Raw genomic sequence first — 25,988 nt, 5'->3', positions numbered from 1 at the left:
CACCAATGGAAACAAAGGAACTCTGGTTCGTCACCGGCAGCCAGCACCTGTACGGCCCGGAGGCCATCGAGCAGGTCGCCCAGAACTCGGCCGACATCGTCGCCGGGCTCGACGGCGCCCCCGCGATCCCGGTCAAGGTCGTCGCGAAGCCCGTGCTGACCACGCCGGACGAGATCCGGAAGGTGCTGCTGGAGGCCAACGCCGACGACTCGTGCGTCGGCGTAATCGCCTGGATGCACACCTTCTCCCCGTCGAAGATGTGGATCTCCGGCCTCGGCGTGCTGCAGAAGCCGCTGCTGCACCTGCACACGCAGCACAACCGCGACCTGCCGTGGGCCGACATCGACATGGACTTCATGAACCTGAACCAGGCCGCCCACGGCGACCGCGAGTTCGGGTACATGCTCACCCGCATGCGCCACCGCCGCAAGACCGTCGTGGGCCACTGGGCCGACGCGCAGGTCCAGGAGCGCGTGGGCAACTGGGCGCGCGCCGCGCTGGGCTGGAACGAGGCCCAGAACCTCAAACTGATCCGCTTCGGCGACAACATGCGCTACGTCGGCGTGACCGAGGGCGACAAGACCGAGGCGCAGATCCGCCTCGGCGTCGAGGTGAACACCTACGGCGTCAACGAGCTCGTCGAGCGCGTCGCGTCCATCGAGGACAAGGCCGTGGACGACCTCGTCAAGGTCTACGAGGCCGACTACGACGTGGTGCCGGAGCTGCGCGTCGGCGGCGACCGCCACGAGTCGCTGCGCGACTCGGCCCGCATCGAGCTGGCCCTGCGCTCCGTCCTCGAGGAGCACGGCGCGAAGGCGTTCACGGACACCTTCGAGGACCTGGGCGCGCTCAAGCAGCTCCCGGGCATCGCGGTGCAGCGCCTCATGGCCGACGGCTACGGCTTCGGCGGCGAGGGCGACTGGAAGACCTCGATCCTGGTGCGCCTCATGAAGGTCATGGCCACGGGCCTCGAGGGCGGCACGTCCTTCATGGAGGACTACACCTACAACCTGGGCGCGGAGTCGCCGCAGATCCTCGGCGCGCACATGCTCGAGGTCTGCCCGACGATCGCCTCGGAGCAGCCGAAGGCGGAGATCCACCCGCTCGGCATCGGCGGCAAGGAGGACCCGGTCCGCCTGGTCTTCACCGCCCCGCCCGGCCCGGCGATCTGCGTCGGCATGATGGACCTCGGCACCCGGCTCCGCCTGGTGGCGAACGAGGTCAACACGGTCGAGCCCGACGAGGACCTGCCGAACCTGCCGGTCGCGCGGGCCGTCTGGGAGCCCCTGCCGGACCTCCAGACCTCCGCCGAGTCCTGGCTGACCGCGGGCGGACCGCACCACACCTCGTTCACGCAGGCCTTCGGCCGCGAGGTCCTGGAGGACTTCGCGGAGATCGCCGGCATCGAGCTGGTCGTCATCGGCGAGGGCACCAACGCCCGCGAGTTCAAGCAGGAACTCCGCTGGAACCAGGTGTACCACCACCTTGAGGGCGGCATCTAGCAAGCGCCGCAAGGCGATACATGGAGGGGGGGGGCGGGCCGGGGCGCCCCGTTGCGATAGCGGCCCCCGCCCCCCCCCCCGCCCGGCGATACCGGGGGCGGGGCCCCGCCCGGCCCCCCCCTTTTCCTATCGCGCCCCGCGCCACCCCCGGCGGCCGCGGGTCGCGACGACCAGGACGACGGCGAGGAACGAGAACGCCGCGAGCTGCACGATCTCGTAGTGGAGGTCGTTCTCCACGCCGGGGAACAGCACCGGCAGCAGCGACACGTTGCAGAACGTGTGCGCGATGACCGCGATCGGCCCGCTGCCCTCACTGCGGTTGTACAGCCAGGTGAACAGGAACGCGATCGCCACGGTGAATCCGAGGAACACCGCGTACGGCGCGGCCGTGGCGGCGAGGTCGCTCCCGGCGTGGTTGTAGCCCTCGATCAGGAACAGCGGCAGGTGCCACAGGCCCCACATCACCCCGAGCACGAGCGTCCCGGCAACCGGCCCGAACCGCTCCTGGAGCCGCGGCGTGGCGAAGTTGCGCCACCCGGGCTCCTCCCCGAGCGGGCCGCCGACGATGAGCACGAGGACGAACGCGAACGCCCATTCGCCGAGCGCCGCGGGATCGGGCCGGAACGCCGCCGGTCCGCCGGACACCGGGAGCACGCACAGCATGAGCAGCGCGGGCAGGCCGAGCGCGGCGACGGCGTACCAGCGCGCGCCCACCCGCCAGCGGGCGAGGTCGCGCAGCAGTCCGCGCACGCCGGCGCGGCCGTCGGTGGCTGCGGTGACGACGAAGGCCGCCGCGAACGGCCCGATGAACGGCGCCGCGAACATCCAGGGCACCAACGGGAGCCGCAGCACGAAGATGCAGACGAGTTCGTACGCGAACGACGGCACGAACGACAGGACGAAGAAGCTCAGCAGCGGCCGAGCGGCGATCAGGCGGACAAGCGGGCGCTGACGCGACGGGGACAGCGTCTGGACCATGTGCAGACTCCTCAGGGGCGTTGACGCGCTCCAGCCTGCGTCCCGAACCCCTTGCCGCGCATCGGTCCTCGGACCGATCGGCATTCCCGGGCATCGGCCTTTCGGCGCAGGGGAAGCGCCGTCGCAACACCCGAACCGCCCCGGGACCGTCCTCAGGGTCGCGCTGGTGCTGGCCCGCAAGGACATGCCGTACTCTCGCTCCGGCCGCCGCCGTGACTGTGGTCGCGCCTGCCTCACCCGATCGAGTGGATTCCGTGTTCGCGGGGCGGTCTGCGGCCGGTTCTTGTCGGTCCCCGCTGTCACGCTCGGCCCAAGACTTCGGTCCCCTTCTGGGAGGGTGGGGGATAGGGATGGTTCGCTGACCTGGATATCCCCAGTGCTTGCGCTCGTAGGGCTCAACCGGAACCACAAGCGTGGGTCAGGTACCCCTGACCTGCGAATTCGCTACCGCGCTCCGGCCGTTTCAGCGCCCGCCCGTGAGCCGGGCCTTCACCCAGTCGGCGTTGAGGACGGCGTCCCAGGCGACTTCCGCCGCTCCTCGCAGCGGGCCCGCCCCGCCCAGCTTCCCGGCCACGATCTGCGGTGGTTCGTTCCGGCGGAACTCCATCAGCGCCTCGACGCATTGCGCCTCGATCACTGCGCGCCGCAACCGGATCAGCTCGACACCGAGCCCCGAGAGGCTGATCGCCTCCGGGTCGAGCGCGTTCGCCAGCGCCCCCAGGCCCTTCCCGAGCGCGGCCGCGTTGTCGTCCAGCGCCGCGCCCGCCTCGACATCTCCGGCCTCGGCCCGGCGCAGGACCTCCTGAGCGAGCTCCCTGCCCGCCCCGTATCCCGGGGCCTCCCCGAACCTGCGGATGAGCGCGTTCGCCCCCACATCGAGGCTCCAGCAGCCCTGAACGCCGCACATGCACCGCAGCGTCGACCCGCTCAGCGGCATGTGCCCGAACTCGCCTGCGATGTTGTGGCCGCCGCGCTGGGCGTCTCCGGCGAGCAGCAGGGTGCCGCCGATGTCGAAGTCGATGTGGAAGTGGAGCGCGGTTCCCATGCCGCGCAACGCACCCCGTCTCGCTTCCGCGAGGCCTGCCAGGCGGGCGTCGTTGTCGATCACCGTTCGCGGCCAGTCGGGGCCGATGAGTTCGCCGAGTTCGACCTCGTCCCAGCCGAGGTGGGAGATGTGGAGGCGGTGGCCGTCGCGGATCGGGCCGGAGGTGGCGAAGCCGAGCACCGTGAGCCGCGGGGTCTCGTGCCGCGCCACGGCCGCGCGGATCTCGGCGAAGACGTTCGGGGTGCGGTCGTGTTCGCCGGTCTCGAGTTCGGTGACGGCGCCGCCGAGTTCGGCGGCGGCGAGGGTCCAGGTGTCCTCGCGGAAGTCGACCGCGAAGGCCAGGGGCCCTTGAGGGTGCGGGACGAGGAGGGTCGTGGGCCGGCCGCGGCCGCTGGTCTCGGCCGGGACCTCGTGCAGCAGGCGGGCCTGTTCGAGTTCGCCGACGAGGGCGGCGGCGGTGTTGCGGCCGATGCCGAGCAGCCGGGCGGCCTCGGCCCGGGTGAAGGGCTCGGCGGCGTCGTGGACGGCGCGCAGCAGCCGGACCTGGTTGTGGATCCGGAGGTCGGCGCTGGTCATCGTCTGGGGCATGCAGGGATTATGCCAGTCGCGTCGAAGTTTTTGTGTTCGGCTTGAACATAAACCTTGACGGGCGAACCCCGCCCTTGTTATGTTCTTATCGCGAACAAAAATGTGCGGGTCGCCATCGGGCCCGTCTCCGTCGAGAGTGCAAGGACCCCAACGGCTGTGCCCACCGCAACGAACACCAAGGACCCGCTCGTCCTGCGCCGCGCCCGCATCGGGCTCCACGGCGCCTTCGCCACCTCCGGCTTCGTCATGGGCGCCTGGGCCGCCTCGCTGCCCGGCATCGACGCCCGGCTCGGCCTCGGCGAAGCGAAGCTCGGCACCGCGCTGCTGCTCATCCAGCTCGTCGGGCTCGGCTCGATGGTCGTCGCGGGCCGCGTCGCCGACCGCGTGACCAGCCGCAAACTGCTCCTGTGGACCGCCCCGGCCACGCAGCTCGTGCTCATCGCCCCGGCCCTCGCCCCGAACTACACGACGCTCCTGGCGTGCGCCGCCCTGTACGGCGTCGGCGTGGGCTTCATCGAGGTCGGCATCAACGCCCACTCGGTCGAGCTCGAGCAGCGCTGCGGGCGCCCCATCATCTCCGCGTTCCACGGCCTCTGGAGCCTCGGCAGCGCCCTCGCCGGCGCCGTCACCGCGATCGCCCTCGGCGTCGGCCTCGGCGGCCAGGCGGTGCTCGTCGCCGTCGCCGTCATCAGCGCGGTCGCCATGGCCGCCTTCACACGTCCGCTGCTGCCGCCCCCGGGTCGAGACAACTCCGGCGGCAGCAGCGGAGCCCCCGTCCGCCGCATCGGCGCACTGCTCCTCGCCGCCCTGTTCGTGCTCGGCCTCGGCGGTCACCTCATCGAGTCCGGCGCGATCGACTGGGCGAACCTCCACGCCGCCAACGTCCTCGAAGCCGACGCCGCCCTCGCACCCCTCTCGTACACCGTCTTCGCCGTCGCCATGACCGTCTTCCGGCTCTTCGGCGACCCCATCCGCGCGAAGCTCGGCCCCGGCCCCACCCTCCTGTGGGCCGGCACCCTGGCCACCGCCGGCTACGTCCTCGTCCTTGTCTCGGATGTGGCCGGCGGTCTCCCCCTCGCCTGGGCCGGCTGGCTCCTCGCCGGCAGCGGCATCGCCATCATCGTCCCGGTCCTGTTCAGCGCCATCGGCCAAGCCGGGGGGACGCCCTCGAACGTCGCCCTCATCTCCATGTCCGGCTCGACCGGGCTCCTCATCGGCCCCGCCGCCATCGGCTACATCGCCGAGGCCACCAGCATCACCACCGGGCTCCTCGTCCCCGCCGTCCTCGCCGCCTTCGCCGCGTTCGCCGGGCCGCTCACCCTGCGCCGCCTCTTCAAAGACCGGACCCCCGAACCGAACGCCGACAAGGCGACCGCGCTCTCCGCCTGACCGGCGCGGCGCACGTCACGCACCGGCCCGTCGCCGCCGCGGCGGGCCCGCGCGTACACTTGCCAGCGCAGAAGGGGAGTAGCTCCCAACGCTGCGGTCGACACACTGGCCCTCGGGCCCGGCCGCACGGCCTCGGTTCCCACGGGGCGAGCGAGACCTTCGACCAAGGCCGTACGGCCGGGTCGAGGTTCGCGACTGCCCTCCTCCCGGCATGAACACTGGGAGGATCACCCTCAATGGACGCACTGCTCATCGCCGCCGGCATCGCCTTCGGCGCCGTCTTCGTCGGCGAGATGGGGGACAAGAGCCAGCTCATGGCGCTGACCTTCGCCACCAAGTACCGGATGCGCACGGTCGTCCTCGGCCTCGTCATCGCCATCGGCGCCCTCATCGGCCTCTCCGTGGGCGTCGGCGCCGCCGCCGGGAACCTCCTCCCCACCGACTGGATCCGCCTCGCCGCCGCCGTCATGTTCATCGGCTTCGGCCTCTGGGGCCTCAAACCCGAGAGCGGCGACGACGAGGACGAAGGCCCCATCAAAGAGCGCCGCACCGGCCTGCTCACCGTCGTCACCGCCATGTTCCTCGCCGAGTTCGGCGACAAGACCATGATCATCGCGATGGGCATGGGCTCCAGCTACCAGCCGTGGGGCGTGTGGATCGGCGGCACCGCCGGCATGCTCGCCGCCGACCTCCTCGCCGTGTTCGCCGGCGCCTGGGTCGCCAAGCGCATCCCCGAGAAGGTCATCCGGTACGTCTCCTCCGGACTGTTCCTCGTGATCGGCGTCCTGCTGGGCATCGAGGCCGTGACGGCGCTCGCGGACTAAGCTGTCGGTCATGCCGAAACCGGACGCGAACGCGGACACCGCCGTCATCTACACCGACGGGGCGTGCTCCGGCAACCCCGGCCCAGGGGGCTGGGGCGTCTACTACCAGTGGGGCGAGCACGAGAAGGAGCTGTACGGCTCCGAGAAGGCCACCACGAACAACCGCATGGAGCTCATGGCCGCCATCCAGGCCCTCGAGACCCTCAAGCGGCCCATGGACGTCGTGCTCTACACCGACTCCTCGTACGTGCGCAACGGCATCACCTCCTGGATGAACGGCTGGAAGCGCAACGGCTGGATCAACTCCAAGAAGGAACCGGTCAAGAACGCCGACCTCTGGCGCCGCCTCGACGAGGCCGCCGCCCGCCACACCGTGGACTGGCGCTGGGTCAAGGGCCACGCCGGCGACCCGGGCAACGAACGCGCCGACCGCCTCGCCTGCAAAGGCCGCGACGAAGCCGCCGGACGCCGCTGACCCGCCTATTCCCGGCCCGGCGCGTCCCACACCGCGCCCGGCCCCCGCTCCAGAGCCACGATGAGAATGGAAGAATCACCACCATGAGCGACCAGGTACCGTCACGATTCTCCGGAGGCGTCGACCTCAGCACCCTCGCGGCCGCCGCGCAGCAGCAGGCCGCGCAGTCCCAGCAGGGCGGCCTCTCCGGCGGAGGCGTCCTCGCGATCGACGTCACCGACGCGACCGTCCAGAGCGAAGTGCTCGAGCGCTCCCTCGACGCGCTGGTCATCGTCGCCTTCTGGGCCGACCAGGTGCCCGAGAGCCTCCAAGTGCGCGACCTGCTGCAGCGCCTCGCCGCCGAGGCCGGCGGCGCGTGGGTGCTCGCCAAGGCCGACGTGCTGCAGAACCAGCAGCTCGCCGCCGCGCTCCAACTGCAGTCCCTGCCCGCCGTCGTCGCGCTCGCCCAGGGCCGCCCACTCGACCTCCTGCAGGGCCCGCAGTCCGAGCAGGGCCTGCGCCAGTGGATCGGCCGCGTCACCCAGGCCGCCGGGCTCGACGTCCCCCAGCCGGTCGACCCCGAGCTGGCCAACGCCGAGAACCTCATGGTCGAAGGCCACCTGGACGCCGCCGAGGCCGCCTACGACAAGTACCTGAAGAACCACCCGGCCTCCGGCGAAGCCGAAGCCGGACTCGCGCAGGTGCGGATGCTGCGCCGCGTCGGCGCGCTCCCCGACAACGCCGTCGCCATCAGCGACGCCGACCCGGACAACATCGACGCGGCCCTCGCCGCCGCCGACCTCCAGCTCCTCTCCGGGCAGGCCGAAGCCGCCTACGAGCGGCTGATCGCCTTGGTCGCCAAGAACTTCGGCGACGACCGCGAGCGCCTGCGCAAGCGCCTCGTCGAACTGTTCACCGTCGCCGGCGTCGACGACCCGGCCGTCGCGAAGGCCCGCCGCAAGCTCAGCGCCGTCCTGTTCTAACCGATCGACCCGCGCCGCAAGGCCACCCGAACCTCCGCGTCACCTCGTGACGTGGAGGTTCGGCCGTTCGGTGGAGGCGCCGGAACTGGTGCCGAGGCCGTCCTCTGTGACAAGCTAGCGTGGCCGGTGCCCTGTGGGAGGTGAGCGTTGCCAGCGACTCGGACGAGACGCATCGCGGTCCTCGACGCGCCCTCCAACCTCGGACTCCGCCCGCCCACCCCCAGCACCGTCCCCGGCTGTGCGAAAGCCCCCGGCGCGCTCCGCGACCACCGCCTCGTCTCCCGCCTCAACGCCGTCGACGCCGGCTGCCTCACCCCGCCCCGCTTCGACGCCTCCGCCTGGCGGCCCGGCGACGGCGTCGGCCAGGCCAAGGCCATCGCCGAGTACACGCGGCGCCTCGCCGACCGGGTGGAGCGGCTGTGGCAGGAGCGGCGCTTCCCGCTCGTCCTCGGCGGCGACTGCTCGATCCTCCTCGGGCCCGCGCTGGCGGCCCGGCGGCGCACCGAACGCGACCGCAAGGACCGGGGCCTGGTCTTCATCGACGCGCACTCCGACTTCCGCCACCCGGGGAACTCGCAGTACGTGGGCGCGGCGGCGGCCGAGGAGCTGGCGCTCGCGACCGGCCGCGGCCAGCCCGACCTGACCGACATCGGGGGCCTGCGACCCTATGTGGACACCGACCACCTCGTGGTGCTCGGTCTGCGCTCGGACGACCCGCACCGGGTCGAGCTCGAGGCCTCCGGCGTCGCGATGCGCACCGTGCCCGCCTTGCGCGCCAACGGGATAGGGCGCTCCGCCGAATGGGCGCTCGACGCCTTGGGCGAGGTCGCGACCTTCTGGCTGCACGTCGACACCGACGTGCTCGACCCGTCGGTGATGCCCGCCGTCGACGGCCCGGCCCCGGGCGGGATCTCCCTGGGCGAGCTCAGCCAGATCATCACCACGTGCGCCGCCGACGACCGCTGCGCCGGCATGGACCTCACCGTGTTCGACCCCGACTACGACCCCGACGGCGAATACGCGAAGGCCCTCACCGACCTTCTCGTGGAAGCCCTCCAATAGCGCCGCCCTTCGGCAGCGCCGCGGCACGGCGTCGGCGCGGGTTCAGTTCAGCCGCCGGGTGAGGTGCACACGCACCGGGTCCCCATCCGTCTTGCCGATGGCCTTGCGGACCGCGGCGGCGACGGGGAGCTTGTGGGTGCCGTCCCCGAGCGCCATGAAGGCGCCGCGGAAGGGGACGCCGTCGATGGTGCCGGAGACCTTGACGAGGCCGCGCGTGCCGAAGACTTCGGCGGAGTCGGGCATCTGGACGCAGGTCCAGGTGTCGCCGGGCCGGGCCTTGCCGAGCGTGGCGGTGAATTCGAGGTCGAGCGGTCCTTCGGGCATGGTTCCTCCTTGACGAGTGCGCGGTTCAGGCGAGCAGGCCGACGAGCGCGCCGATGACGGTCAGCTTCACGACCCAGTCGAGGGCGTGGACGGCGGCGAGGACCACGGGGACGCCTTCGTGGACGATGGCGCCCGAGAGGATGGCCGCCGGCAGCGCGCCCAGTGCCAGCCCGAGCAGGGCCCCCGCGCCGGCCCCTTCCCACCCTGCCGCCTGCATGAGGCCGAGGAGCAGGAAGGCGGCGACGAGGCTGCGGGCGAGCACCGCGCCCATCTGGACGGCGACGGGCACGCCCGGGCGCGGGGTGCTGTGGCGCCGCACGAGCTCGGCGACCGGCCGGGAGGCGTACAGCGCCGCGCTGAACACGAACGAGGCGACGGTGGCTGCGGCGATGGCGAGGATCATGACGGCTCCATTTGAGTACTGTCTAGTACTGAAAGAGCCTACTCCATTTTTCAGTCCGGTCAAGTACTAAAATCGCGCCATGCCTCCCGAGACGCGCCGCCGCGGCCGCCCTTCCGGCCGGACCGGCACCGACCTGCTCGACACCGCCCGCGCGGTGTTCCTCGAACACGGCTACGCCGGCACGACCATGGACGCGATCGCCGCGCGTGCCCAGATCTCGAAGGCGTCCCTCTACCGCGAGCACCCCTCGAAGGACGCGCTGTTCGCCGCGATCGTCCGGGCCTGGGCCGACGCCGGCCGCGACGCGATGCGCCCCCACCTCCAGCGCCTCGAGTCGGCCGAGGACACGCGGGAGGGCCTGATCGCCCTGGCCGAGATCATGCGCGCGGGCATCCTCGGCCGCGAGGTGCTGCGGATGCGCCGCCTCGTGACGAGCGAGGCCGAGCGCCTCCCCGAGGTCGCGGCGGCCTACCTCGAAGACAGCTGGGAGCGCAACATCCGCGCCTTGGCTGAGACCCTGCGCGCCCTCGCCGACCGCGGCCGCCTGCGCGCGCCCGATCCGCACCTCGCCGCCGAGCAGTTGACCTGGCTGGTGATCGGCGCCCCGCTGAACCGCCGCCTGCTGGCCGGCACCGACGACCCCGACGGCCACGCCGCCCCAGTGGCGACGGCAGTGGACCTCTTCCTCGCCGGCTACGGACCCGAGAACGGCCCCTTGCATGCTTGAGCAGCGACTCGATGGTCTCGGCGGTACTGTTCCTGCCGGCTTACATGCTCGCGCAGCGTTCCCGCAGCGGCGTGACGCCATCGCCTTGCAGCTGGTCGCAGTATGCCGCGCGACCTGTCATCGCCATCGTCAGCGCCAGGGTGGTGCCGGTGACCATCGGTCCGGTGCCGGCGGTGAACGGGCCGTCCTCGGCCACCAGGTGCAGATCGGCCACGCGTTTCTTGGCGACGACGACGAAGTCCGATTGCCGGTAGTACTCGGCGAGGAGCGTGATCGTCTCCATCGGATAGGCACGCTCGACGCCGAGGGGATGGCGGATGTCCTCGCCGTGGACGATGGTCTCGCCGAGCAGCGCCTTGAGCGGGATCACCCGGCTGGTGTTCGAGACCGAGCCCTTGAACGACTCCAGCGTTTCGGACGGGGTCCGACCCATCCGCTCCGCCAGGCGCATGGCGACCTGCTTGTCGAAGTCGAACCGGCACTTGATCACCCCGGCCATCCAGCGGCTCCAGCTGAGACTGGCGCCTGCGGTCAGATGCGCCAGCACCTGGCGCACGGTCAACTCCTCGCACAGCGACTGCGTCTCCCACTGCCGGTCGCCGAGCCCGGCGAGGTCGTCTGCCAAGGCGGCGCGTTCAGCGTGGATCATCCTCCACAGCGCCCGGCTGTCGGCTCTGGTGTGGCGGGTTGCCCTGTCGGCCATCAGTCGCATCCTTTCTCGGGTGGTTCCGAAGAAGGGACTCCGCCGGCCTCCGTGAATCATCGGTGACGCATTGGCCTGTGACACGGCCCACTGCGGCGGTCGTCGCCCTGCCTCCCTCCACCACGACAAGACCGCGATCGAGAACCCATCGACGTACCAGTCGATAAATGCATTGCCCTTTCGTCTTCGCGCATAGGACTATTGACGTCGCAACTCGGCCGGTTGTCCACAATGCCCCTACGAAAGGAGCCCCTCCCATGTCGTTCACCGATCTCAAGTCCAAAGCGGCTCCAATCCGCCTGTGGGGCGACGTCGACGCCGTCGAGCCGCAAGCGCTCGGACAGCTCCACAACATCGCGAAGCTGCCGTGGGTCCACGGTGTGGCCGTCATGCCCGATGTGCATTACGGCATCGGCGCGACCGTCGGTTCCGTCATCGCCATGCGCGGGGCGGTATCGCCCGCCGCCGTGGGCGTCGACATCGGGTGCGGGATGACCGCGCAGCGGACCTCGCTGACCGCTGACGACCTGCCCGACGATCTCGGGCGGCTGCGTTCGGCGATCGAGGCGGCGATCCCGGTCGGGCAGGCCATGCACAAGACCTCGGTCGACACAGGCCACGTCAAGACGGGTCTGCACGGCTGGCACGAGTTCTGGTCGGGCTTCGGCGAACTCGCGCCTCAGGTGGCCCGGCGGGCCGAGGCGAAGGCGATGAAGCAGCTCGGCACGCTAGGCGGCGGGAATCACTTCATCGAACTGTGTCTATCCGATGATGGCGCGGTGTGGCTGATGCTCCACTCCGGGTCCCGGTACGTGGGCAACGCTCTGGCGCAGCACCACATCGAGAAGGCCAAGGGTCTGCCGCACAACACGGATCTGCCCGACCCCGACCTCGCGGTGTTCGTCGCGGACACGCCGCAGATGGAGGCCTACCGGCGGGACCTGTTCTGGGCGCAGGAGTACGCGCGCCGCAACCGGGCGATCATGATGGCGCTGTTCCGCCAGGTCGTCAAGAAGCGGTTCGCGAAGGTCGGCTTCGAGCCCGAGATCTCCGTGCACCACAACTACGTCGCCGAGGAGACCCACGACGGCCAGGAGCTGCTGGTCACCCGCAAGGGCGCGATCCGCGCCGGCCTGGGGGACATGGGGATCATCCCCGGTTCGATGGGCGCTTCGAGCTTCATCGTGCGCGGGCTCGGCAACGGGGCGGCGTACGAGTCGGCTTCCCACGGCGCCGGCCGGAAGATGAGTCGGAACGCGGCGAAGAAGCGCTTCACCGCCGAGGACCTCATCGCCCAGACCGAGGGTGTGGAGTGCCGTAAGGACGTGGGCGTGCTCGACGAGATCCCGGGCGCGTACAAGGACATCGAGGCGGTCATGGCCGCACAGTCGGACCTCGTGGAGATCGTGGCGCGGCTGCGCCAGGTCGTCTGCGTCAAGGGCTGACGAACGAAGACGAAGGGCCGGAGGGGAAACCGTCCGGCCCTTCGGCGTGTCAGCGTTCGGCGGCGATCAGGGGCATGACGACCTGGTCGAGGATCTCGTCGATGACCTGCTGCGGCGCGGCGTGGCCGCGGGTGAGGAAGTAGTGGGTGAGGAGGTTCGGGGCGAGGTTGACGACGCGCGGCTGGAGGGCCTCGGGGCGGACCTCGCCGCGGTCGACGCCGTGCTTGAGGATCTTGGCGAAGACCATGATGCGCGGCGTCTCGATCCGCTGCCGCAGGTCCTCGGCCTCGGCCTCGTCGGCGGGGGAGGCGCCGAGCTCGCCGACCCAGCCGCGGATGGCCTCGCCGAACGGCCCGTCCTGGAACTCCGCGATGTAGCGCATGACCCGCACGAAGTCCGCGCGCACGTCGTCGCTCGGCTCGAAATCGGTCTCGACCTCGGTGGCCTTGTAGCGTGCGGCGGCGCGCACGAGGTGCGCCCGGTCGGGCCAGCGCTTGTACAGGGACGCCTTGCCCGCTTTGGCGCGGGCGGCGATGGCCTCCATGCGGAGGTTCGCATAGCCGACCTCGGCCAACTCCTCCAGGGCGGCCTCGAAGATCGCGCGCTCGAGGTCGTCGCCGCGTCGGCGGCTCGCTGTGGAATCGGTCACCGGCCATCCCTTCTGTAGTGAACGACGCGTTCACTAAATGCTATCTTGGTATAAGAGACGCTGCGTTCACTACGCCCGCGCCTCGATCACCACGTCTCCGGCCGCCGGGCTCAACGACCCCTCGGCCCTCCTCCAGCAACACCCTAGGAGGCCGTCTCTTGACCGCCGCAACCGCCGCACCGGCGCCGATGTCCCACCGCGAAGTCCTCAGGGCACTCTCCGGCCTGCTCATGGTCCTCTTCGCGGCCATGGTCTCGTCCACCGTCGTCTCCGTCGCCCTCCCGCAGATCGTCGGCGACCTCGAGGGCACGCAGTCCCAGTACACCTGGGTCGTCACCGCCACCCTCCTCGCCAGCACCGCCTCCACCCCCGTGTGGGGCAAGCTCGCCGACCTCTTCGACAAGAAGCGCCTCCTCCAGATCGCGATCGTCATCTTCGCGACCGCCTCGCTCCTGTGCGGCCTGGTCGAGAACACCGGCCAGCTCATCGCCCTCCGCGCCGTCCAAGGCCTCGGCATGGGCGCCCTGCAGGTCCTCGTCCAGGTCATCATCGGCGCCATGGTCAGCCCCAAGGAACGCGGCCGCTACAACGGCTACCTCGGCGGCGTCATGGCCGTCTCCACCGTCGGCGGCCCGCTCCTCGGCGGCGCGATCACCGACACCGACTGGCTCGGCTGGCAGTGGTGCTTCTTCCTCGCCGTCCCGATCTGCATCGCCGCGTTCGCCATGCTCTCGCGCACCCTCCACCTCGCCGAGACCAAGCGCACCGACGTCAAGGTCGACTACCTCGGCGCGACCCTCATCGCCGCCGGCGTCAGCCTCCTCCTGCTCTGGGTCACCTTCGTGGGCAACGACTTCGACTGGATCTCCTGGCAGACCGCCGTCATGGTCGCCGGCTCCGTGACCCTCCTCGGCTCGGCCGTCCTCGTCGAGACCAAGGTCCGCGAACCGGTCGTCCCCGTCCACGTCCTCAAACGCCGAGACCCGGCCCTCGCTACCGTCGCGAGCCTCGCAGTCGGCATGGCCATGTTCGGCGGCGCGGTCTTCCTCGGCCAGTACTTCCAGATCTCGCGCGGCTTCTCGCCCACCGAAGCGGGCCTGCTCACCATCCCGATGATGTTCGGCGTCATGATCGCCTCGGCTATCGCCGGCCGCCTCGTCTCGCGCTCCGGCAAGGTCAAGCCCTACATCGTCGCCGGGACCCTGGTGCTGACCGGCGGGTTCTCGATGCTCGCCACCATCGACCACGAGACGAACCTCGTGTTCATGGGCGCGGGCATGTTCCTCGTCGGCACCGGCGTCGGCATGTCCATGCAGAACCTCGTGCTCGTCGTCCAGAACTCGGTGCCGCTGCGCGAACTCGGCGCCGCCTCCGGCGCGATCACCTTCTTCCGCTCGCTCGGCGGCACCATCGGCGTCTCCGTCCTCGGCGCGGTCCTCGCCGACCAGGTCGCCGACAAGATCGCGGACGGCCTGGCCGCCTTGGGCATCGACGCCTCCGCGAGCTCCGGCAGCTCGAGCCTGAACCTGGACGCCATGCCCGCGCCGATCGCCGAGATCGTGCGCGCCGCGTACGGGGACGCGACCGGGCACCTGTTCCTCATCTCGGCCTGCATCGCCGCCGCCGGGTTCGTCGCCGCGCTGTTCCTCAGCCCGGTGCGCCTGCGCGAGACCGTCGACCTCGCCGAGACCCCGGCGGGCGAGGAGCCCGCGCTGGCGAACGGCTAAGCGCGCCAACAGCACACCGATGAGGCCGGGGCCCGAACGCTGCTGCGTTCGGGCCCCGGCTTTCGTGTTGTCGGCGTCTGGGAGTGCGGTGTCCGGACGTTTGGCGTCCGGGCGGCGGCCGGCGCGGCCGCGTCTCCGGGGTCGGGCGTGTCGGGTTGGCCTGGTCGGCCGACGAATTCGCGGGCCCCCGGTTCAACACCGTGACACAGGGTTCCGACATTCCCAGGTGGGGCGGGTCCGGCGGCTCGCTCCGGGCCGTGTGTTTACGGCGTACACAGAAAAGTGTATGGTGTAAACATGGTTTCGACTACGGAGCAGATCGCGGCTGTCGCAAAGGATCTCGTCATCGACGGCGGGAGTGCGGCGGTGAGCATGCGCAAGATCGGGGACGCCCTGGGGCTTTCGCCGATGGCGGTGTACCGGCACTTCCCGAACCGCGAGGCGCTGCTCGCGCGGGTCGCCGACGACCTGTTCGACGACACCTTCGCGCGCTTGAGCCGCAAGGAGATCCCGGCCGACACCGTCAAGGCCCTGCACGGCGCCGTCGACGACCTCGTGGACCTCGCGCTCGAACGCCCCCGCCAGTTCGCGTTCATGTTCATCGAGCCGCGCGAAGGCGCCCGCGCCTTCCCCGACGACTTCAGCGGCGGCCGCTCCCGCCTGTTCGGCCTGCTCACCGGCATCATCGATGCCGGTATCGCGAACGGCGCCCTCGCCGAGACCGACTCCTGGAAGGTCGGCCTCGCCCTCACCGCCAACGTCTACGGCCTCGTCGCCCTCCACCAAGGCGGCCGCATCGCCTTGACCGACAAGGACTTCCGCGACCTCTGCCACGATTCCCTCGAAAGGCTCCTCAATGGCATCCTCGCCTGAACGCCCCCGCCTGCGGGCGGCCCTCGCCGCCGCCGCGACGGCCGTCATGCTCGCGTTCGGGTTCGCGCTCGAACCCGTCTCCTGGCTCATGTGGATCGCCCCGGTCCCGCTGCTGCTGGCCGTGCCGCGCGTCGGCTTCTGGACCGCGCTGCTCGCCACCGAGGCCGCCTGGCTCGGCGGCACGGCCCGGATCTGGCGCTACCTGGCCGAATCCCTCGAGATGCCGCCGGTGTTCCTCGTCGTCTCGGCGCTCATGTTCACCGGCATGTACACGGCCGTCACGCTCCTGTACCGGGCCCTGATGCGGCGCGGCCGCCACTGGTTCGCGTTCCTGGCCATGCCTTCCGGGGTCGTGGCCGTCGAATACGTCGGCTCGGTCGTCAACGCCGAGGCCGGCGGCGAATGGTGGAGCTTCGCCTACACGCAGGCCGGCCACCCGGCGATCCTCCAGCTCGTCTCGCTGACCGGCATCTGGGGCCTCACGTTCCTCCTCGTCGCGGTCCCGACCGCGATCGCGACGGCCCTCGCCCGGGGCCCGGTCCGCAAGGCCCGCATCGGCATCGCCGCCCTCGCGGCCGCCGGCCTGGCCGCCACGCTCGTCTACGGCCTCGCCCGGCCCGTCGACCAGGGCGAGACGATCCGCGCCGGGGCGCTCGCTTTGCCGACCGACGAGGACTCCATCGACGTCGACACCGACAAGGCCGAAGCCCTCTTCGCCGACTACCAGGACGCGATCACCGACCTCGCCGCGGCCGACGACCTCGACGTGCTGGTCCTCTCGGAGAAGATCTTCCACGTCAAGGGCGAGGAGACCGCCCCGTATCTGGACCGCTGGTCCGCGCTCGCCGCCGGGTCCGGCATCGACCTGGTCCTCGGCCTCGCGATCGAGAACGCCGAGGGCACCTACAACGCGGCCGTCTGGATTCCCGCCGACGGGTCCGCGACGGGGGAGTACCACAAGCAGAACCTCATTCCGGGACTTGAGGACTGGATGACCGCCTCTGACGCGGGCCCCGTCTTCGTCGGCGACCGGGGCTGGGCGCTGACGATCTGCAAGGACCTCGACCACACCGCGACGATCGCCGAGTACGGCGACGAGGGCGCCGGACTCGTGCTCGCTCCGGCCCTGGACTTCACTGTGGACGGCTGGTGGCACAGCCGCGTCGCGGTCACTCGTGGTGTGGAGCAAGGATTCTCGCTCGTGCGCGCCGGACAGATCGGCCTCATGACCGTCAGCGACGCGTCGGGAGCAGTCCTCGCCGAGGACGAGCGGCTCGCCGTCGCCGATGTTCCGACCGGCCATGTGGAGACGGCCTACGGCCGCCTCGGCAACTGGTTCCTGTTGCCCGCCTTCATCATGCTGCTCGCCGGCATCGCCGCCGCCGCGATCCCCGCCCGCCGCCGCAAGGAACCCGAAGACCAGGCGGCACCGAGCGAGGCCCCCGCGCTCGCGGCCCGCTGACACCCGAACCGGGCCCGGACGCGACGACGTTCGGGCCCGGCGGAAGAACGATCAGCGCGGCAGGCCGAGCTCGCCCGCCCGCAGCCCGGCCTGGAAGCGGGAATCGGCCTCCAGCTTCGCCATCAACTCGGCCACGCGACGCCGGTACGTGCGCACCGAGACGCCCAGCCGCCGCGCCGCGGAAGCGTCGGTGAGCCCCGACGCGAGCGCTTCGAGGACCATGCGGCCGTCCGCATCGAGGTGCGGCACGTCGCTCCGGAGATAGGCCTCGAGGTCGAGCGCGGCCTCCCAGATCGCCTGGAACAGCGAGAAAACCCCGTCGACCAGGGGCTTCGACGTCGTCACCGTGTACTCGCGGCCGCCCGCGGCCTCGCGCCCGGCGAGGATCATCACCCGCCGGTCGATCATGATCGTCTCGTGCGGCAGCTGCGAACCGCTGATCCGCACGACCGCGCCCCGCCCCGCCACGTGCCGCAGATGCGCGCGCGCCTCCTCATCGGCCAGCGCGACCGGGCTGAGCAGCTTCCGCACGCTGAACCCTGCAGCGCCCGCCGCGCGCATCCGCGAGCCGATCGACGCCCGCGCCTCCGGCTGCGACCAGGTCCTGAGGTCCCTTGCGGCGCAGATGAACTCGGTGTGCGCGGACTCGAAGAGGTGACCAGCGCGCACCATCAGTTCGGTGTCGCCGTGAACGGTGAAAACCTGCTCTTCGCGCATCGCTCAAGTCTGGCAGGCGTGGCAGCATGCTGCCACGCCCTACCTTGGCCGCCCTGCAGCGGACAGGATTCGATCCATGACGAACACGACTCACCTCCTCGGCGGGGACCTCCCCGTCAACCGGCTCGGCTTCGGCGCGATGCGTCTGGTCAGGGGCACCTTCCACGGCCCGACTCGCGACCCCGCGACCGGGGTCAAGGTGCTCGAGCGCGCCGTCGAACTCGGCGTGAACCACATCGACACCGCCGGCTTCTACGGCCGGGACGGCGTGTCGGCCAACGACATGATCCGCACCGCCCTGAGCCCGTACCGCGACGACCTCGTGATCGCGACGAAGGTCGGCCCGCTGCGCGGCCCCGACGGCATCCCGAGCGGTCAGGCCGTCGCCGCGCAACTCCGCGACCTGGTCGAGACGGACCTCCAGGAGCTCGGCCTGGAACGCCTCGACCTGGTCTACCTGCGCGTGGGCGGCATGACCGGGCCGGGAAACGAGTCGATCGCCGAACGCTTCGCGGTACTCGCGGCGCTTCGCGAGGAGGGCCTGATCCGGCACCTGGGCGTCAGCAACGTCGACGCGGCCCAGCTCGCCGAGGCGCGCGCGATCGCCCCGGTCGCGGCGGTGCAGAACACGTACGCGGACGACATGGCGATGCTCGCCGAGTGCGAGGCCGCGGGCATCGCCTACGCGCCGTTCTTCCCGCTCGGCGGCGGCCTCGACCCGCGCGACCTCGGTCGCATCGCCAGGGTCGCGGAACGCTTGGGCGCCACCACGATGCAGGTCGCGCTCGCCGCGCTCCTGGCCGAGTCGCCTGCGGTGCTGGCGATCCCGGGGACAGGCTCGCTGGAGCACCTGGAGGAGAACATGGCGGCAGACGCGGTCGTGCTCAGCGAAGAGGACCTGGCCGAGCTGCGAGGCTGAGCGACCGGGCCGGTGTGCAGTGCCGCTCATCCCGGCCGCTGAGCGACCGGGTCGGCGTGCAGGGCCGCTCATCCCGGCCCCCGATCAGGCGCGATTCGGCGTCCAGCGCCTATCGCAAGCCGAGGGCCGGGCCGACCCGATCCGGGACCGGACCTGCTCCTGGGACCGGTCCCGGGCAAGTCCGCTTACCTTGGGCGCGTGACGGAACACGCGCCCGCCGACCGCCCCGACCCGACGCCGCCTCTAGCGCCGGGGTGGGGGCGGTCGCGCTGGAAGCCTCTCGCCGCCATCGCGACAGTCCTTGGGCTGCTGGCGATCACGGTGCTCGTGTGGCAGCCCTGGGACCGGTTCGGCTCCACCTGCGCCGAGGACGACTCGCACCTCATCGACGACGAGGCGCGGCTCTGCTACCGCATCCCCGATGGCTGGTCCGCGATGACCGACGCCGAACGCGAAGCGGCCGCCGAACTCACCGGCTCCGAGGTCCCCACGTCCGGACTGCACTCGTCGGAGGACGTGTTCGTCCTGGTCGAGGTCCACTCGCTCGGCGCGTACTTCGGCGGCGAGGTCCCCGACGAGGAGCTGCGCATCCAGGCCGAGCTGGTCGCCGTCAGCTCCCCGGCGGTAGTGCACGCCGACCACTCCATCGAGTCCGAGGCCTTCACGATCGGCGACCACCAAGCCGCCACCGCGACCGCGAGCGTCCCCGGCGCCGGCGTCGGCGCGGACGACATGACGTTGTGGGTGCGCGCCACGGTCGTCGACCTCGGCGAAGAGCAGTCGGTCCTCTGGACGATGACCGTCGGTTCAACCGCCGACCTCGACGGCGAAGACGGCGCGATCGCGATCCTCGACGAGATCCACGACTCGATCGACATCCATTAGGGACGATAAACTCGGCTATGCCTTGGGGAGTACCGATACCAGCCGCGCCAGGTCCTCCCGGTTCGCGCCGACAGTGCTGACCTTGCGGCGGCCGCCGTCCGGCAGCGCGCGCATGACGCGCCTGCCGTCGAAGTAGACGCGCTCGCCCTTCGCCGCCCCGATCCCCTTGGTGCCCGGCCCGACCGCCATGTACACGGTGAGCGCGCCGGTCTCGGTGTCGTACCGGTACCGGGGCCGGAACATCGAGCGGACCCCGCCCGCCAGGAACGCCAGGCCCGCGAGCGCGAACGGCCCCATGGTCGGCACGAACGGCATCAGCAGCGACAGCGCCGCGCAGATCAGCAGCACGACGCCCATGGCGCACATGACGACCGACCACCGGCGGGCGTACCGGATCTCGATATGACGAGGGGCGTCCGAGGACGTCATCGCGACTCCATTGGGCGAGGAGCGGAAGGGAACCCCAGGATAGCGACCCGCCGCCCGACGAACCAGCGCCGCGCAACGGCCTCGCTTGCGGAGCACCTGGTCTCGCCCCGGATCGCTAAGGTGGACTGATGCGACCCGAAGTCTGGGTGCCCGCCGTCGCGACCCTGGCGGCCGCCCTCGCCCCCATCGTGGTCCCCGCGATCGCCCGGTACTTCAAGAACGACCCGAGCGCCGACGCGCCGGCGTCGAACACCGCGCGCGTCCGCCGCCTCCTGGCCCTCGCCGCGATCCCTGCCGCGATCGCCGTGTTCCTTGCGCCCCAACCATGGAGCTGGATCGCCGCCGGCGCGTACGTCGCCGTGCTCGTCGCGGTCCTCGTCTGGTCGTGGCTCCGGGCGAGACGCCACCCCCGCGTGCTCCCCGAGGCCGCGAAGCTCCTCGAAGCGGGACACCGGCCCGCGCCCGGCTTCGAGTACGACCGCGACTTCCTGCCCGACCTCGTGCGCGTCTACACCAAGAACGACCTCGCCGCGGAACCCGGCGCCAGGGGCGGCGGACGGTTCGAGGAGACGCCGCAGGAGACGACGGCCGAGCAGCGCCGCAGCTTCGACAGCATCGTCCTCGACCCGAAAGTCCGGCACATCGCGATCACCGGCGAGGCGGGCGTCGGCAAGACCTTCCTGCTCCGGTACTGGGAACACGAGTTGCGGCACCGAACCCCGTCTTCGGACCCGGTGTCCAGGTTCAGGCCGCTGCTCGTCGCGGCGAGGAGGCTTGTCGGCTGCAGCACGATCCTCGAGGCATTCGGCGAGACCAGCGCCGACGTGCTGACCCGGCCGCCCGGGAAGGGCCTCACCTGGCTCGTGATGATCGACGCTTTCGACGAGATCACCGAGGCCAAGGATCGCGCCCAGGTCGAGCGCTTGGTGTTCGAGGCGATCGAGGACACGGCGAAGCACAGCCGCGCGCGCAAATTCGTGTTCACCACCCGCGGTCTCACCGACGACCGCAGACGGAGTTTCGAGAGCCGCGGTGTGGCCGAGTTCGAACTGCGGCCTTTCACTACAGATCAGCTCCATGCGTTCTTCGTGAACGCCGAGACGAGCATTCCCGACCGCGAGACCGAGTCGCCCGCGTTCACGGCAGCCGTCGAGAAGGCAGATCGCTTCCTGAAACGCTGGGAGGGCGAGGACGATCTGCTTGAGCTCCTTAAGCTCCCGTTGCTCGCCCGAGTAGCGGCCACGGTTTACTTCCACGACCGGCACCTCGAACTGCCGTCTCGGCGCGTCGACATCTATCACGACGCGATCGAGCACTGGATCGCCCAGTTCCACAAGCGCATGAGTGTCGAGCACGAGAAGCACGGTCCCGCATTGCGGCTCCTCCACAAGTGGCACGGCGCCGAAGGTGAACCCGGACATGACACCGCCGACCTAGCCATCCGGAAGTTTCTGCGCGTGTTGGCATCGCGGTATCTGGCCGCCGGGCAGCCGCCGGTGGTCGGCCTCGCCTGCGTCCTGATGGAGATCCAGGTCCGCCCGAAGGACCCCGGCGAACTGGAGGCCCTGGTGACCCTCCTCGAGGCGACCGGTCTCGTCCACGATGTTCGGACCACGACCTCCCACTTCGTCCACAAGTCCTACGCCGAATACCTCGCGGCCCCCGATGCTCTTGCGTCCTACCGGAACCCGAAAGATTGGAATGACGCCTTCCTCGATCCTGAACGCCGCATCAGCGCGATCTTCGCCTTCGCGCAGCTCCCGCACGACCAGAGGTCGGCGCTCATCGAGATGATGGGTGAACGCGCGGACTGCACCCAAGTGCTGGGCTGGATCGCGGCTGAGGGCCTGTGCGTCGTCAAAGGGACCGGCCGGATCGATCACGAATTGCGGAACGGGCTGATCGAGACGGTGTTCGAGGCCTGGCCCCCGAACCCGAATCCCGACTGGTGGCGATTGATCAGAGGGCTCTGCACCGTGAAGCATGCCAGGGACCTGCTGTTCCGGTTCGTGGAGGAGGGCCGGCGATCCGAAACCGATCGGGTCGAGATCTCCAGCAGCCTGGCGATCCATGAGCGTCGCGGGATCGACTTGCTCCGCGACTTCGCAGGTGAGGGAAACGACCCCTGGATTCGCTGGTCCGCCGCTTCCGATCTGTCGGGGCACGACCTGGACGCCGCAAGGGAGACCCTCGATGGGCTCGCCGCGGATCCGAGCAACCCCGACTATGCCCGGCTTGCCGCGCTGCGGACCCTTGCGGGTTATTGGCCCGAGCAGACCGTGTCCCGGTTGATCGAGTTCGCGGATGATCCGAAGGTGAGCGCGAGCGACCGGGTGGTCGCGGCCCGAGCGTTGACCGATCATGATGCGTCTGTGGCAGAAGACCGACTCCGCCGATTCATCGACGAGCGCGGCTTCGAAGACTCCGCTCGAGTTCTCGCCGCGACCTGGCTTTGCGAGTTCGACCGAGATGCGGGAACTGCTGTGCTGCGAGCGATCGCCTCCACCCGAGCGATGAATCCGAACCTGCGCACCAGTGCCGCCGAGGGCCTGGCGGACTACGACCGTGAATCCGGTGTGGCCCTGCTGTGGGAACTGGCAAGGGACCGCTTCGCGACGAATGTAACGCGCATCTGGATTCTTTCCAAGCTCCGTGAGCTGGACCCCGAGCCCGCGCGACGGGAACTCGAGGGACTGATGGCCGATCGGTCGCTGGACGCCGTGAACCGGATGGTCGTCGCACGGCTGCGGGCGGAAGACGGCGATCCGGTCGACACCGCGATGCTCGAATCGATCGCATCCGACCCGTCCGTGAGCGACGGCGACCAGGTATACGCGATCGATGAGATGCTGAGAGCCGGCCGTGAACGAATGACCGACCGGCTGCGCCGGTACGCGACTGATCCGAGTATCGACGGTCACGCTCGAGTCAGTGCCGCGTTCTACTTGTCGCGGTACGACTTTCGCTCGGCGATCCCCTTGCTGGAGGACATCGCCAACGACCCCATCAGCGATCTCGCGCGCGAGCACGCCCTTTCGACCCTGATGCGGGCCGGACATCCGACGGCGCGCCGGCGTCTCCTCGATCTCGCCGAGGATCCCCACGCTCCCGGCGCGGCCCGCATCGAGGCAGTCCGCTCGTTGATGCCGCGACTCGGCGAACAGGGACTCACGATCCTGCGAGCACTGCGATCGGACCAGCGACTGCAGCCGGAGGATCGCGCTGAGGTACTGGTGAGCCTCATCGAGTTCGACGAGAGCGAAGCGACCGACCAGCTCGCGGAACTCGCAGACGATCCCGAGGCGCTCGAAGACGCCCGTATCAAGGCGGCGTCCGCTCTGGCACGCTACGACCTTTCCCACGCCGTCGTCTCCTTGCGCCGCATCTCGGAGAGCGAGGAAGTGAGCGACAACGGACGGGCGTCCGCAGCGCGTGAACTGATCAGGTTCGATCCCGATCACGCGGTCTCGTTCTTGAGCGACCTCGCTTCCGGCACCGACATCGACGACAAGGCGCGAGTCAACGCGGCGAAGCACGTCGCGGAAGTCGACCGTGAGACCGGGCGTTCACTCCTGCTCCCGCTCGCCCAAGAGACCGGTCTGTGCCGGTCGTTCACCGTCGAAGCCGCCTACTGGCTCTACAAGTCCGGAGACGACCGTGGGAAGGCACTCCTCACCGCGTACGCGACCGGCCGCGAACTCGACGACCAGGCCCGAGTGGAGGCCGCCCGAAGGCTGCTGGAACTCGACCGTGTGCGCGGCACAGAGCTGTTGACCGAGTTCGCCTCGGATCTCGGACTGGACAGCCGAGCCCAGACCGATGCGGCCCTGGCACTTGCCCGGGTCGATCGCGAAGCGGGACTCTCCGCACTTCGCGACATCGCCGAGGGGCCGCCGACACTCGACGGGCGCGTGGCCTGCGCGGCGGCCGGGATCGCGAAGCTCCAGCCGACGGAAGGGAAACGGCTGCTGCATGCGTTGGCCGCCAACGAGAATGATCGCGGGCTGACCAGGGTCATCGCCGCCGACGAGCTGGCGGAGCGCGACCGGAGCACTGGATTGCCGATCCTGCGCGACCTCGCGGAGGGCGACTCACTCGAACCGTTCGCCCGTGAAGTCGCCGCACGCCGATTCGTCGAATTCGAGCGTGTAATCGGGGGTGAGCTTGTCAGCCAGATGATCGAGGATCGCTCGGTCCCGGCTCAAGCGCGGGCCGAGGCCGCGGAGGACGTGCCCGTGGAGAACTTCTCCGAGTTCATCACGCTGCAGCGCCGCTTCGCCGACGACCCCGAATTCGGCGGTCTGGGAAGGGTCTCGGTGGCACTGACGATCTCATACGAGAAGAAGCGCGAGGGGCTGGACCGGCTGCGCGCCTTGGCGGATGATCCAGGTCTTGATGAGACCGAACGCTGCTGGGCCGAGGTCAATCTGGCGTTGCGCGATGTCGGGGCGCGTGCGTCGTTGGAGGATCGCCGGTTCGACCCGAACGCGGTCGACTTCGCGCGCTTGAAGGCGGTGGCGGACGAGTTGATCCGGCTGGACTTGCGATCAGGCCACTGGTTCCGGAGGAGGATCGAAGCCCTCGAATCGTTTGCAGGGGTGGGACTCGTCCACGAATGAGCGCGAAGGGCCCGAGCGCAAGGCAGAAGGGGCTTGTTTCAAAGCACGGGTGTGCATTGCTTCTTGCCGCTCCGTCTGGGTCCGACTTAAGGCGGGCAGCGACAAAGAGGCCTGAGGGCGGGTGGGTGTGCCCAGCGGCTGACAGGCAGCGCGGGGGTGGGACTCTGGGCGGCGATTCTCCCTTGGTTTGTATTGCGCCTCAGGGGGGTTGGGGTGGAGGTGGGGCGAGGTATTGATAGTCCTCTATGGAATGTTCACTCTATCGGGTGATGACACCAGCACGATGGGATGTCATCATTGAAGTACGAACAGGGAAGCGAAAACAGGCAGATCATTCGAGAACAGGTGAGGAGGCGAGACCCATGGCCGCATGCGACACCCACACCACTCCGGCCCTCTCCTCCGCCTCGATCCTCTCTCCTTCTGCTGACCGCCGTTCTCAGGCCGCGGCGATCCGTTCGGCCCTCGATGAGGCCGCCTCGCTGATCAACACCCAGCACGCCTCGGTACTGGCCTCGGTCATCGCGATGAAGGAACAGGGCCTGCACCGCTCGGAGTTCGGGTTCTCCGCCCTCAGGGACCTCCTGCTGTCCCAGTTCGACTTCACGTTCAACACGGCAGGATCCATCGCGGCCATCGCAAGACTGTCAGGGAAGTTCCGGATCCTGGCCAAAGCGGCAACGACGGGAACGGCCAGGATCGACCAGGTCGCCTATGCCGTCCGCCAACTCGACCAGACCCCCGCCATGAGACTCTTCGCCCGCACCCCGTTCAGGGCCCCGGTCGCTTCGCCCTTTGATGCCTCGGTGGAGTGCGCGACTCCCGAGGCCATGGTGGCTGAGTACTGCGCCCATGCTTCCTTCAAAGACCTGCGGCGGCACCTCGATGAGCTGTGGGCGTCGATCGCCGAGGAGACCGAGCTGTTCGACGAGTTGGGTGAGCAGTCCCTGCAGCGCCTCGAACTCACCGAGGCCGGCAATGGCATGTGGCACTTGGAAGGCACGCTCTCGGAGGCGACCGGGCGGCTGTTGGACAAGTACTTGAAGACCGCCTGCCCGCCGCCTCGCCAGGAAGACACCGAGGCCGGCAGCGAAGACGACAGTGAGGGCCTGCTGCCCGCGCAGGCGAACCGGAACGCTGAAGCGCTCCACCAGCTCCTGGCCGGGTACGGATCCTCCCCGCAAGCCGCCACCCGCCACGGCCACACCGCCACCCTCGACCTAGTCGTGGACATCGAGACGTTGCAAGGCAAGGACACCGGCCGCCTCCCCCAGTTGGAAG

Annotated in this window: 23 protein-coding genes; 15 read left to right on the top strand and 8 right to left on the bottom strand. The window is 70.0% G+C overall.

The window, feature by feature from the left end:
* Window positions 1-5: 5 nt before the first annotated feature.
* A complete protein-coding gene (gene araA / locus O2L01_RS17010; RefSeq protein WP_270123186.1) occupies window positions 6-1,502 on the top strand; it encodes an L-arabinose isomerase in 1,497 nt (498 codons plus the stop codon).
* 126 nt (window positions 1,503-1,628) lie between these two features.
* On the opposite strand, the gene O2L01_RS17005 is transcribed toward araA, so the two are convergent.
* Both O2L01_RS17005 and O2L01_RS17000 read right to left on the bottom strand, forming a co-directional pair.
* Window positions 1,629-2,480 (bottom strand): CPBP family intramembrane glutamic endopeptidase, encoded by an 852-nt coding sequence (locus O2L01_RS17005; RefSeq protein ID WP_270123184.1) that lies wholly within the window; start codon window positions 2,478-2,480, stop codon window positions 1,629-1,631.
* A gap of 463 nt (window positions 2,481-2,943) precedes the next feature.
* Window positions 2,944-4,113, bottom strand: a complete 1,170-nt coding sequence (locus O2L01_RS17000; RefSeq protein WP_270123183.1) for an ROK family transcriptional regulator — start codon at window positions 4,111-4,113, stop codon at window positions 2,944-2,946.
* 156 nt (window positions 4,114-4,269) lie between these two features.
* Here O2L01_RS17000 and O2L01_RS16995 point away from each other — a divergent pair, with 156 nt between their 5' ends.
* From O2L01_RS16995 to O2L01_RS16975, 5 genes are all read left to right on the top strand, one after another.
* Window positions 4,270-5,502 carry an MFS transporter gene (locus O2L01_RS16995; protein ID WP_270123182.1) on the top strand — a complete coding sequence of 411 codons (1,233 nt, stop codon included), beginning with the start codon at window positions 4,270-4,272 and terminating at the stop codon, window positions 5,500-5,502.
* Window positions 5,503-5,738: 236 nt separating this feature from the next.
* A complete protein-coding gene (locus O2L01_RS16990) occupies window positions 5,739-6,326 on the top strand; it encodes a TMEM165/GDT1 family protein (protein WP_270123181.1) in 588 nt (195 codons plus the stop codon).
* Window positions 6,327-6,336: 10 nt separating this feature from the next.
* The gene (gene rnhA / locus O2L01_RS16985) at window positions 6,337-6,801 is read left to right on the top strand and encodes a ribonuclease HI (RefSeq protein WP_270123180.1); all 465 of its coding nucleotides are present in this window, start codon (window positions 6,337-6,339) and stop codon (window positions 6,799-6,801) included.
* Between the two features lie 83 nt (window positions 6,802-6,884).
* On the top strand, window positions 6,885-7,763 hold the full coding sequence (locus tag O2L01_RS16980) for a co-chaperone YbbN (RefSeq protein WP_270123179.1): 879 nt from the start codon (window positions 6,885-6,887) through the stop codon (window positions 7,761-7,763).
* A gap of 147 nt (window positions 7,764-7,910) precedes the next feature.
* Window positions 7,911-8,825, top strand: a complete 915-nt coding sequence (locus tag O2L01_RS16975; protein WP_270123178.1) for an arginase family protein — start codon at window positions 7,911-7,913, stop codon at window positions 8,823-8,825.
* A gap of 42 nt (window positions 8,826-8,867) precedes the next feature.
* Here O2L01_RS16975 and O2L01_RS16970 read toward each other — a convergent pair whose 3' ends face one another.
* Together O2L01_RS16970 and O2L01_RS16965 are read right to left on the bottom strand one after the other, a co-directional pair.
* Window positions 8,868-9,149 carry a DUF1905 domain-containing protein gene (locus O2L01_RS16970; RefSeq protein WP_270123176.1) on the bottom strand — a complete coding sequence of 94 codons (282 nt, stop codon included), beginning with the start codon at window positions 9,147-9,149 and terminating at the stop codon, window positions 8,868-8,870.
* 25 nt (window positions 9,150-9,174) lie between these two features.
* Window positions 9,175-9,552 (bottom strand): DUF1761 family protein, encoded by a 378-nt coding sequence (locus O2L01_RS16965; RefSeq protein WP_270123175.1) that lies wholly within the window; start codon window positions 9,550-9,552, stop codon window positions 9,175-9,177.
* A 79-nt stretch (window positions 9,553-9,631) separates the two neighbouring features.
* Here O2L01_RS16965 and O2L01_RS16960 point away from each other — a divergent pair, with 79 nt between their 5' ends.
* Window positions 9,632-10,279 (top strand): TetR/AcrR family transcriptional regulator, encoded by a 648-nt coding sequence (locus tag O2L01_RS16960; protein ID WP_270123174.1) that lies wholly within the window; start codon window positions 9,632-9,634, stop codon window positions 10,277-10,279.
* Window positions 10,280-10,319: 40 nt separating this feature from the next.
* Here the strand turns inward: O2L01_RS16960 and O2L01_RS16955 are convergent, their stop codons facing one another.
* Window positions 10,320-10,982, bottom strand: coding sequence for a maleylpyruvate isomerase family mycothiol-dependent enzyme (locus O2L01_RS16955; protein ID WP_270123173.1), 663 nt, complete (start codon window positions 10,980-10,982; stop codon window positions 10,320-10,322).
* Window positions 10,983-11,239: 257 nt separating this feature from the next.
* On the opposite strand from O2L01_RS16955, the gene O2L01_RS16950 reads away from it, so the two are divergent.
* Entirely contained in the window at window positions 11,240-12,427 is a 1,188-nt protein-coding gene (locus O2L01_RS16950) for an RtcB family protein (RefSeq protein WP_270123172.1), read from the top strand.
* Between the two features lie 49 nt (window positions 12,428-12,476).
* Here the strand turns inward: O2L01_RS16950 and O2L01_RS16945 are convergent, their stop codons facing one another.
* The gene (locus tag O2L01_RS16945; RefSeq protein ID WP_270123171.1) at window positions 12,477-13,076 is read right to left on the bottom strand and encodes a TetR/AcrR family transcriptional regulator; all 600 of its coding nucleotides are present in this window, start codon (window positions 13,074-13,076) and stop codon (window positions 12,477-12,479) included.
* Between the two features lie 188 nt (window positions 13,077-13,264).
* Between O2L01_RS16945 and O2L01_RS16940 the strand changes: the two genes are divergently transcribed.
* The 3 genes from O2L01_RS16940 (at window position 13,265) to O2L01_RS16930 (ending at window position 17,138) form a co-directional block, all read left to right on the top strand.
* Window positions 13,265-14,803: an MDR family MFS transporter gene (locus O2L01_RS16940; protein ID WP_344469198.1), complete on the top strand. Its 1,539-nt coding sequence runs from the start codon at window positions 13,265-13,267 to the stop codon at window positions 14,801-14,803.
* A gap of 297 nt (window positions 14,804-15,100) precedes the next feature.
* Window positions 15,101-15,676: a TetR/AcrR family transcriptional regulator gene (locus O2L01_RS16935; protein WP_270123169.1), complete on the top strand. Its 576-nt coding sequence runs from the start codon at window positions 15,101-15,103 to the stop codon at window positions 15,674-15,676.
* Window positions 15,660-17,138 (top strand): nitrilase-related carbon-nitrogen hydrolase, encoded by a 1,479-nt coding sequence (locus O2L01_RS16930; protein WP_270123168.1) that lies wholly within the window; start codon window positions 15,660-15,662, stop codon window positions 17,136-17,138. The genes O2L01_RS16935 and O2L01_RS16930 overlap by 17 nt, the downstream gene beginning before the upstream one ends.
* 51 nt (window positions 17,139-17,189) lie before the next feature.
* On the opposite strand, the gene O2L01_RS16925 is transcribed toward O2L01_RS16930, so the two are convergent.
* Window positions 17,190-17,855: a helix-turn-helix transcriptional regulator gene (locus tag O2L01_RS16925; protein ID WP_270123167.1), complete on the bottom strand. Its 666-nt coding sequence runs from the start codon at window positions 17,853-17,855 to the stop codon at window positions 17,190-17,192.
* Between the two features lie 76 nt (window positions 17,856-17,931).
* Between O2L01_RS16925 and O2L01_RS16920 the strand changes: the two genes are divergently transcribed.
* Together O2L01_RS16920 and O2L01_RS16915 are read left to right on the top strand one after the other, a co-directional pair.
* On the top strand, window positions 17,932-18,774 hold the full coding sequence (locus tag O2L01_RS16920) for an oxidoreductase (protein ID WP_270123166.1): 843 nt from the start codon (window positions 17,932-17,934) through the stop codon (window positions 18,772-18,774).
* A 198-nt stretch (window positions 18,775-18,972) separates the two neighbouring features.
* A complete protein-coding gene (locus O2L01_RS16915) occupies window positions 18,973-19,659 on the top strand; it encodes a hypothetical protein (RefSeq protein ID WP_270123165.1) in 687 nt (228 codons plus the stop codon).
* 15 nt (window positions 19,660-19,674) lie between these two features.
* On the opposite strand, the gene O2L01_RS16910 is transcribed toward O2L01_RS16915, so the two are convergent.
* Complete coding sequence (locus tag O2L01_RS16910) at window positions 19,675-20,088, bottom strand: hypothetical protein (protein ID WP_270123164.1); 414 nt, start codon at window positions 20,086-20,088, stop codon at window positions 19,675-19,677.
* A gap of 128 nt (window positions 20,089-20,216) precedes the next feature.
* On the opposite strand from O2L01_RS16910, the gene O2L01_RS16905 reads away from it, so the two are divergent.
* Together O2L01_RS16905 and O2L01_RS16900 are read left to right on the top strand one after the other, a co-directional pair.
* Window positions 20,217-24,707 (top strand): NACHT domain-containing protein, encoded by a 4,491-nt coding sequence (locus O2L01_RS16905; protein ID WP_270123162.1) that lies wholly within the window; start codon window positions 20,217-20,219, stop codon window positions 24,705-24,707.
* A 362-nt stretch (window positions 24,708-25,069) separates the two neighbouring features.
* Window positions 25,070-25,988, top strand: a 919-nt coding sequence (locus tag O2L01_RS16900) for a hypothetical protein (protein ID WP_270123161.1), incomplete at its 3' end; no start/stop codon positions are given.

The sequence above is a fragment of the Glycomyces lechevalierae genome, assembly GCF_027622945.1.
In the GTDB taxonomy this organism is placed as follows: domain Bacteria; phylum Actinomycetota; class Actinomycetes; order Mycobacteriales; family Micromonosporaceae; genus Glycomyces; species Glycomyces rutgersensis.
The sequence above is the reverse complement of the archived record's forward strand: the minus strand, read 5'-3'. Positions and strand labels throughout refer to the sequence as shown.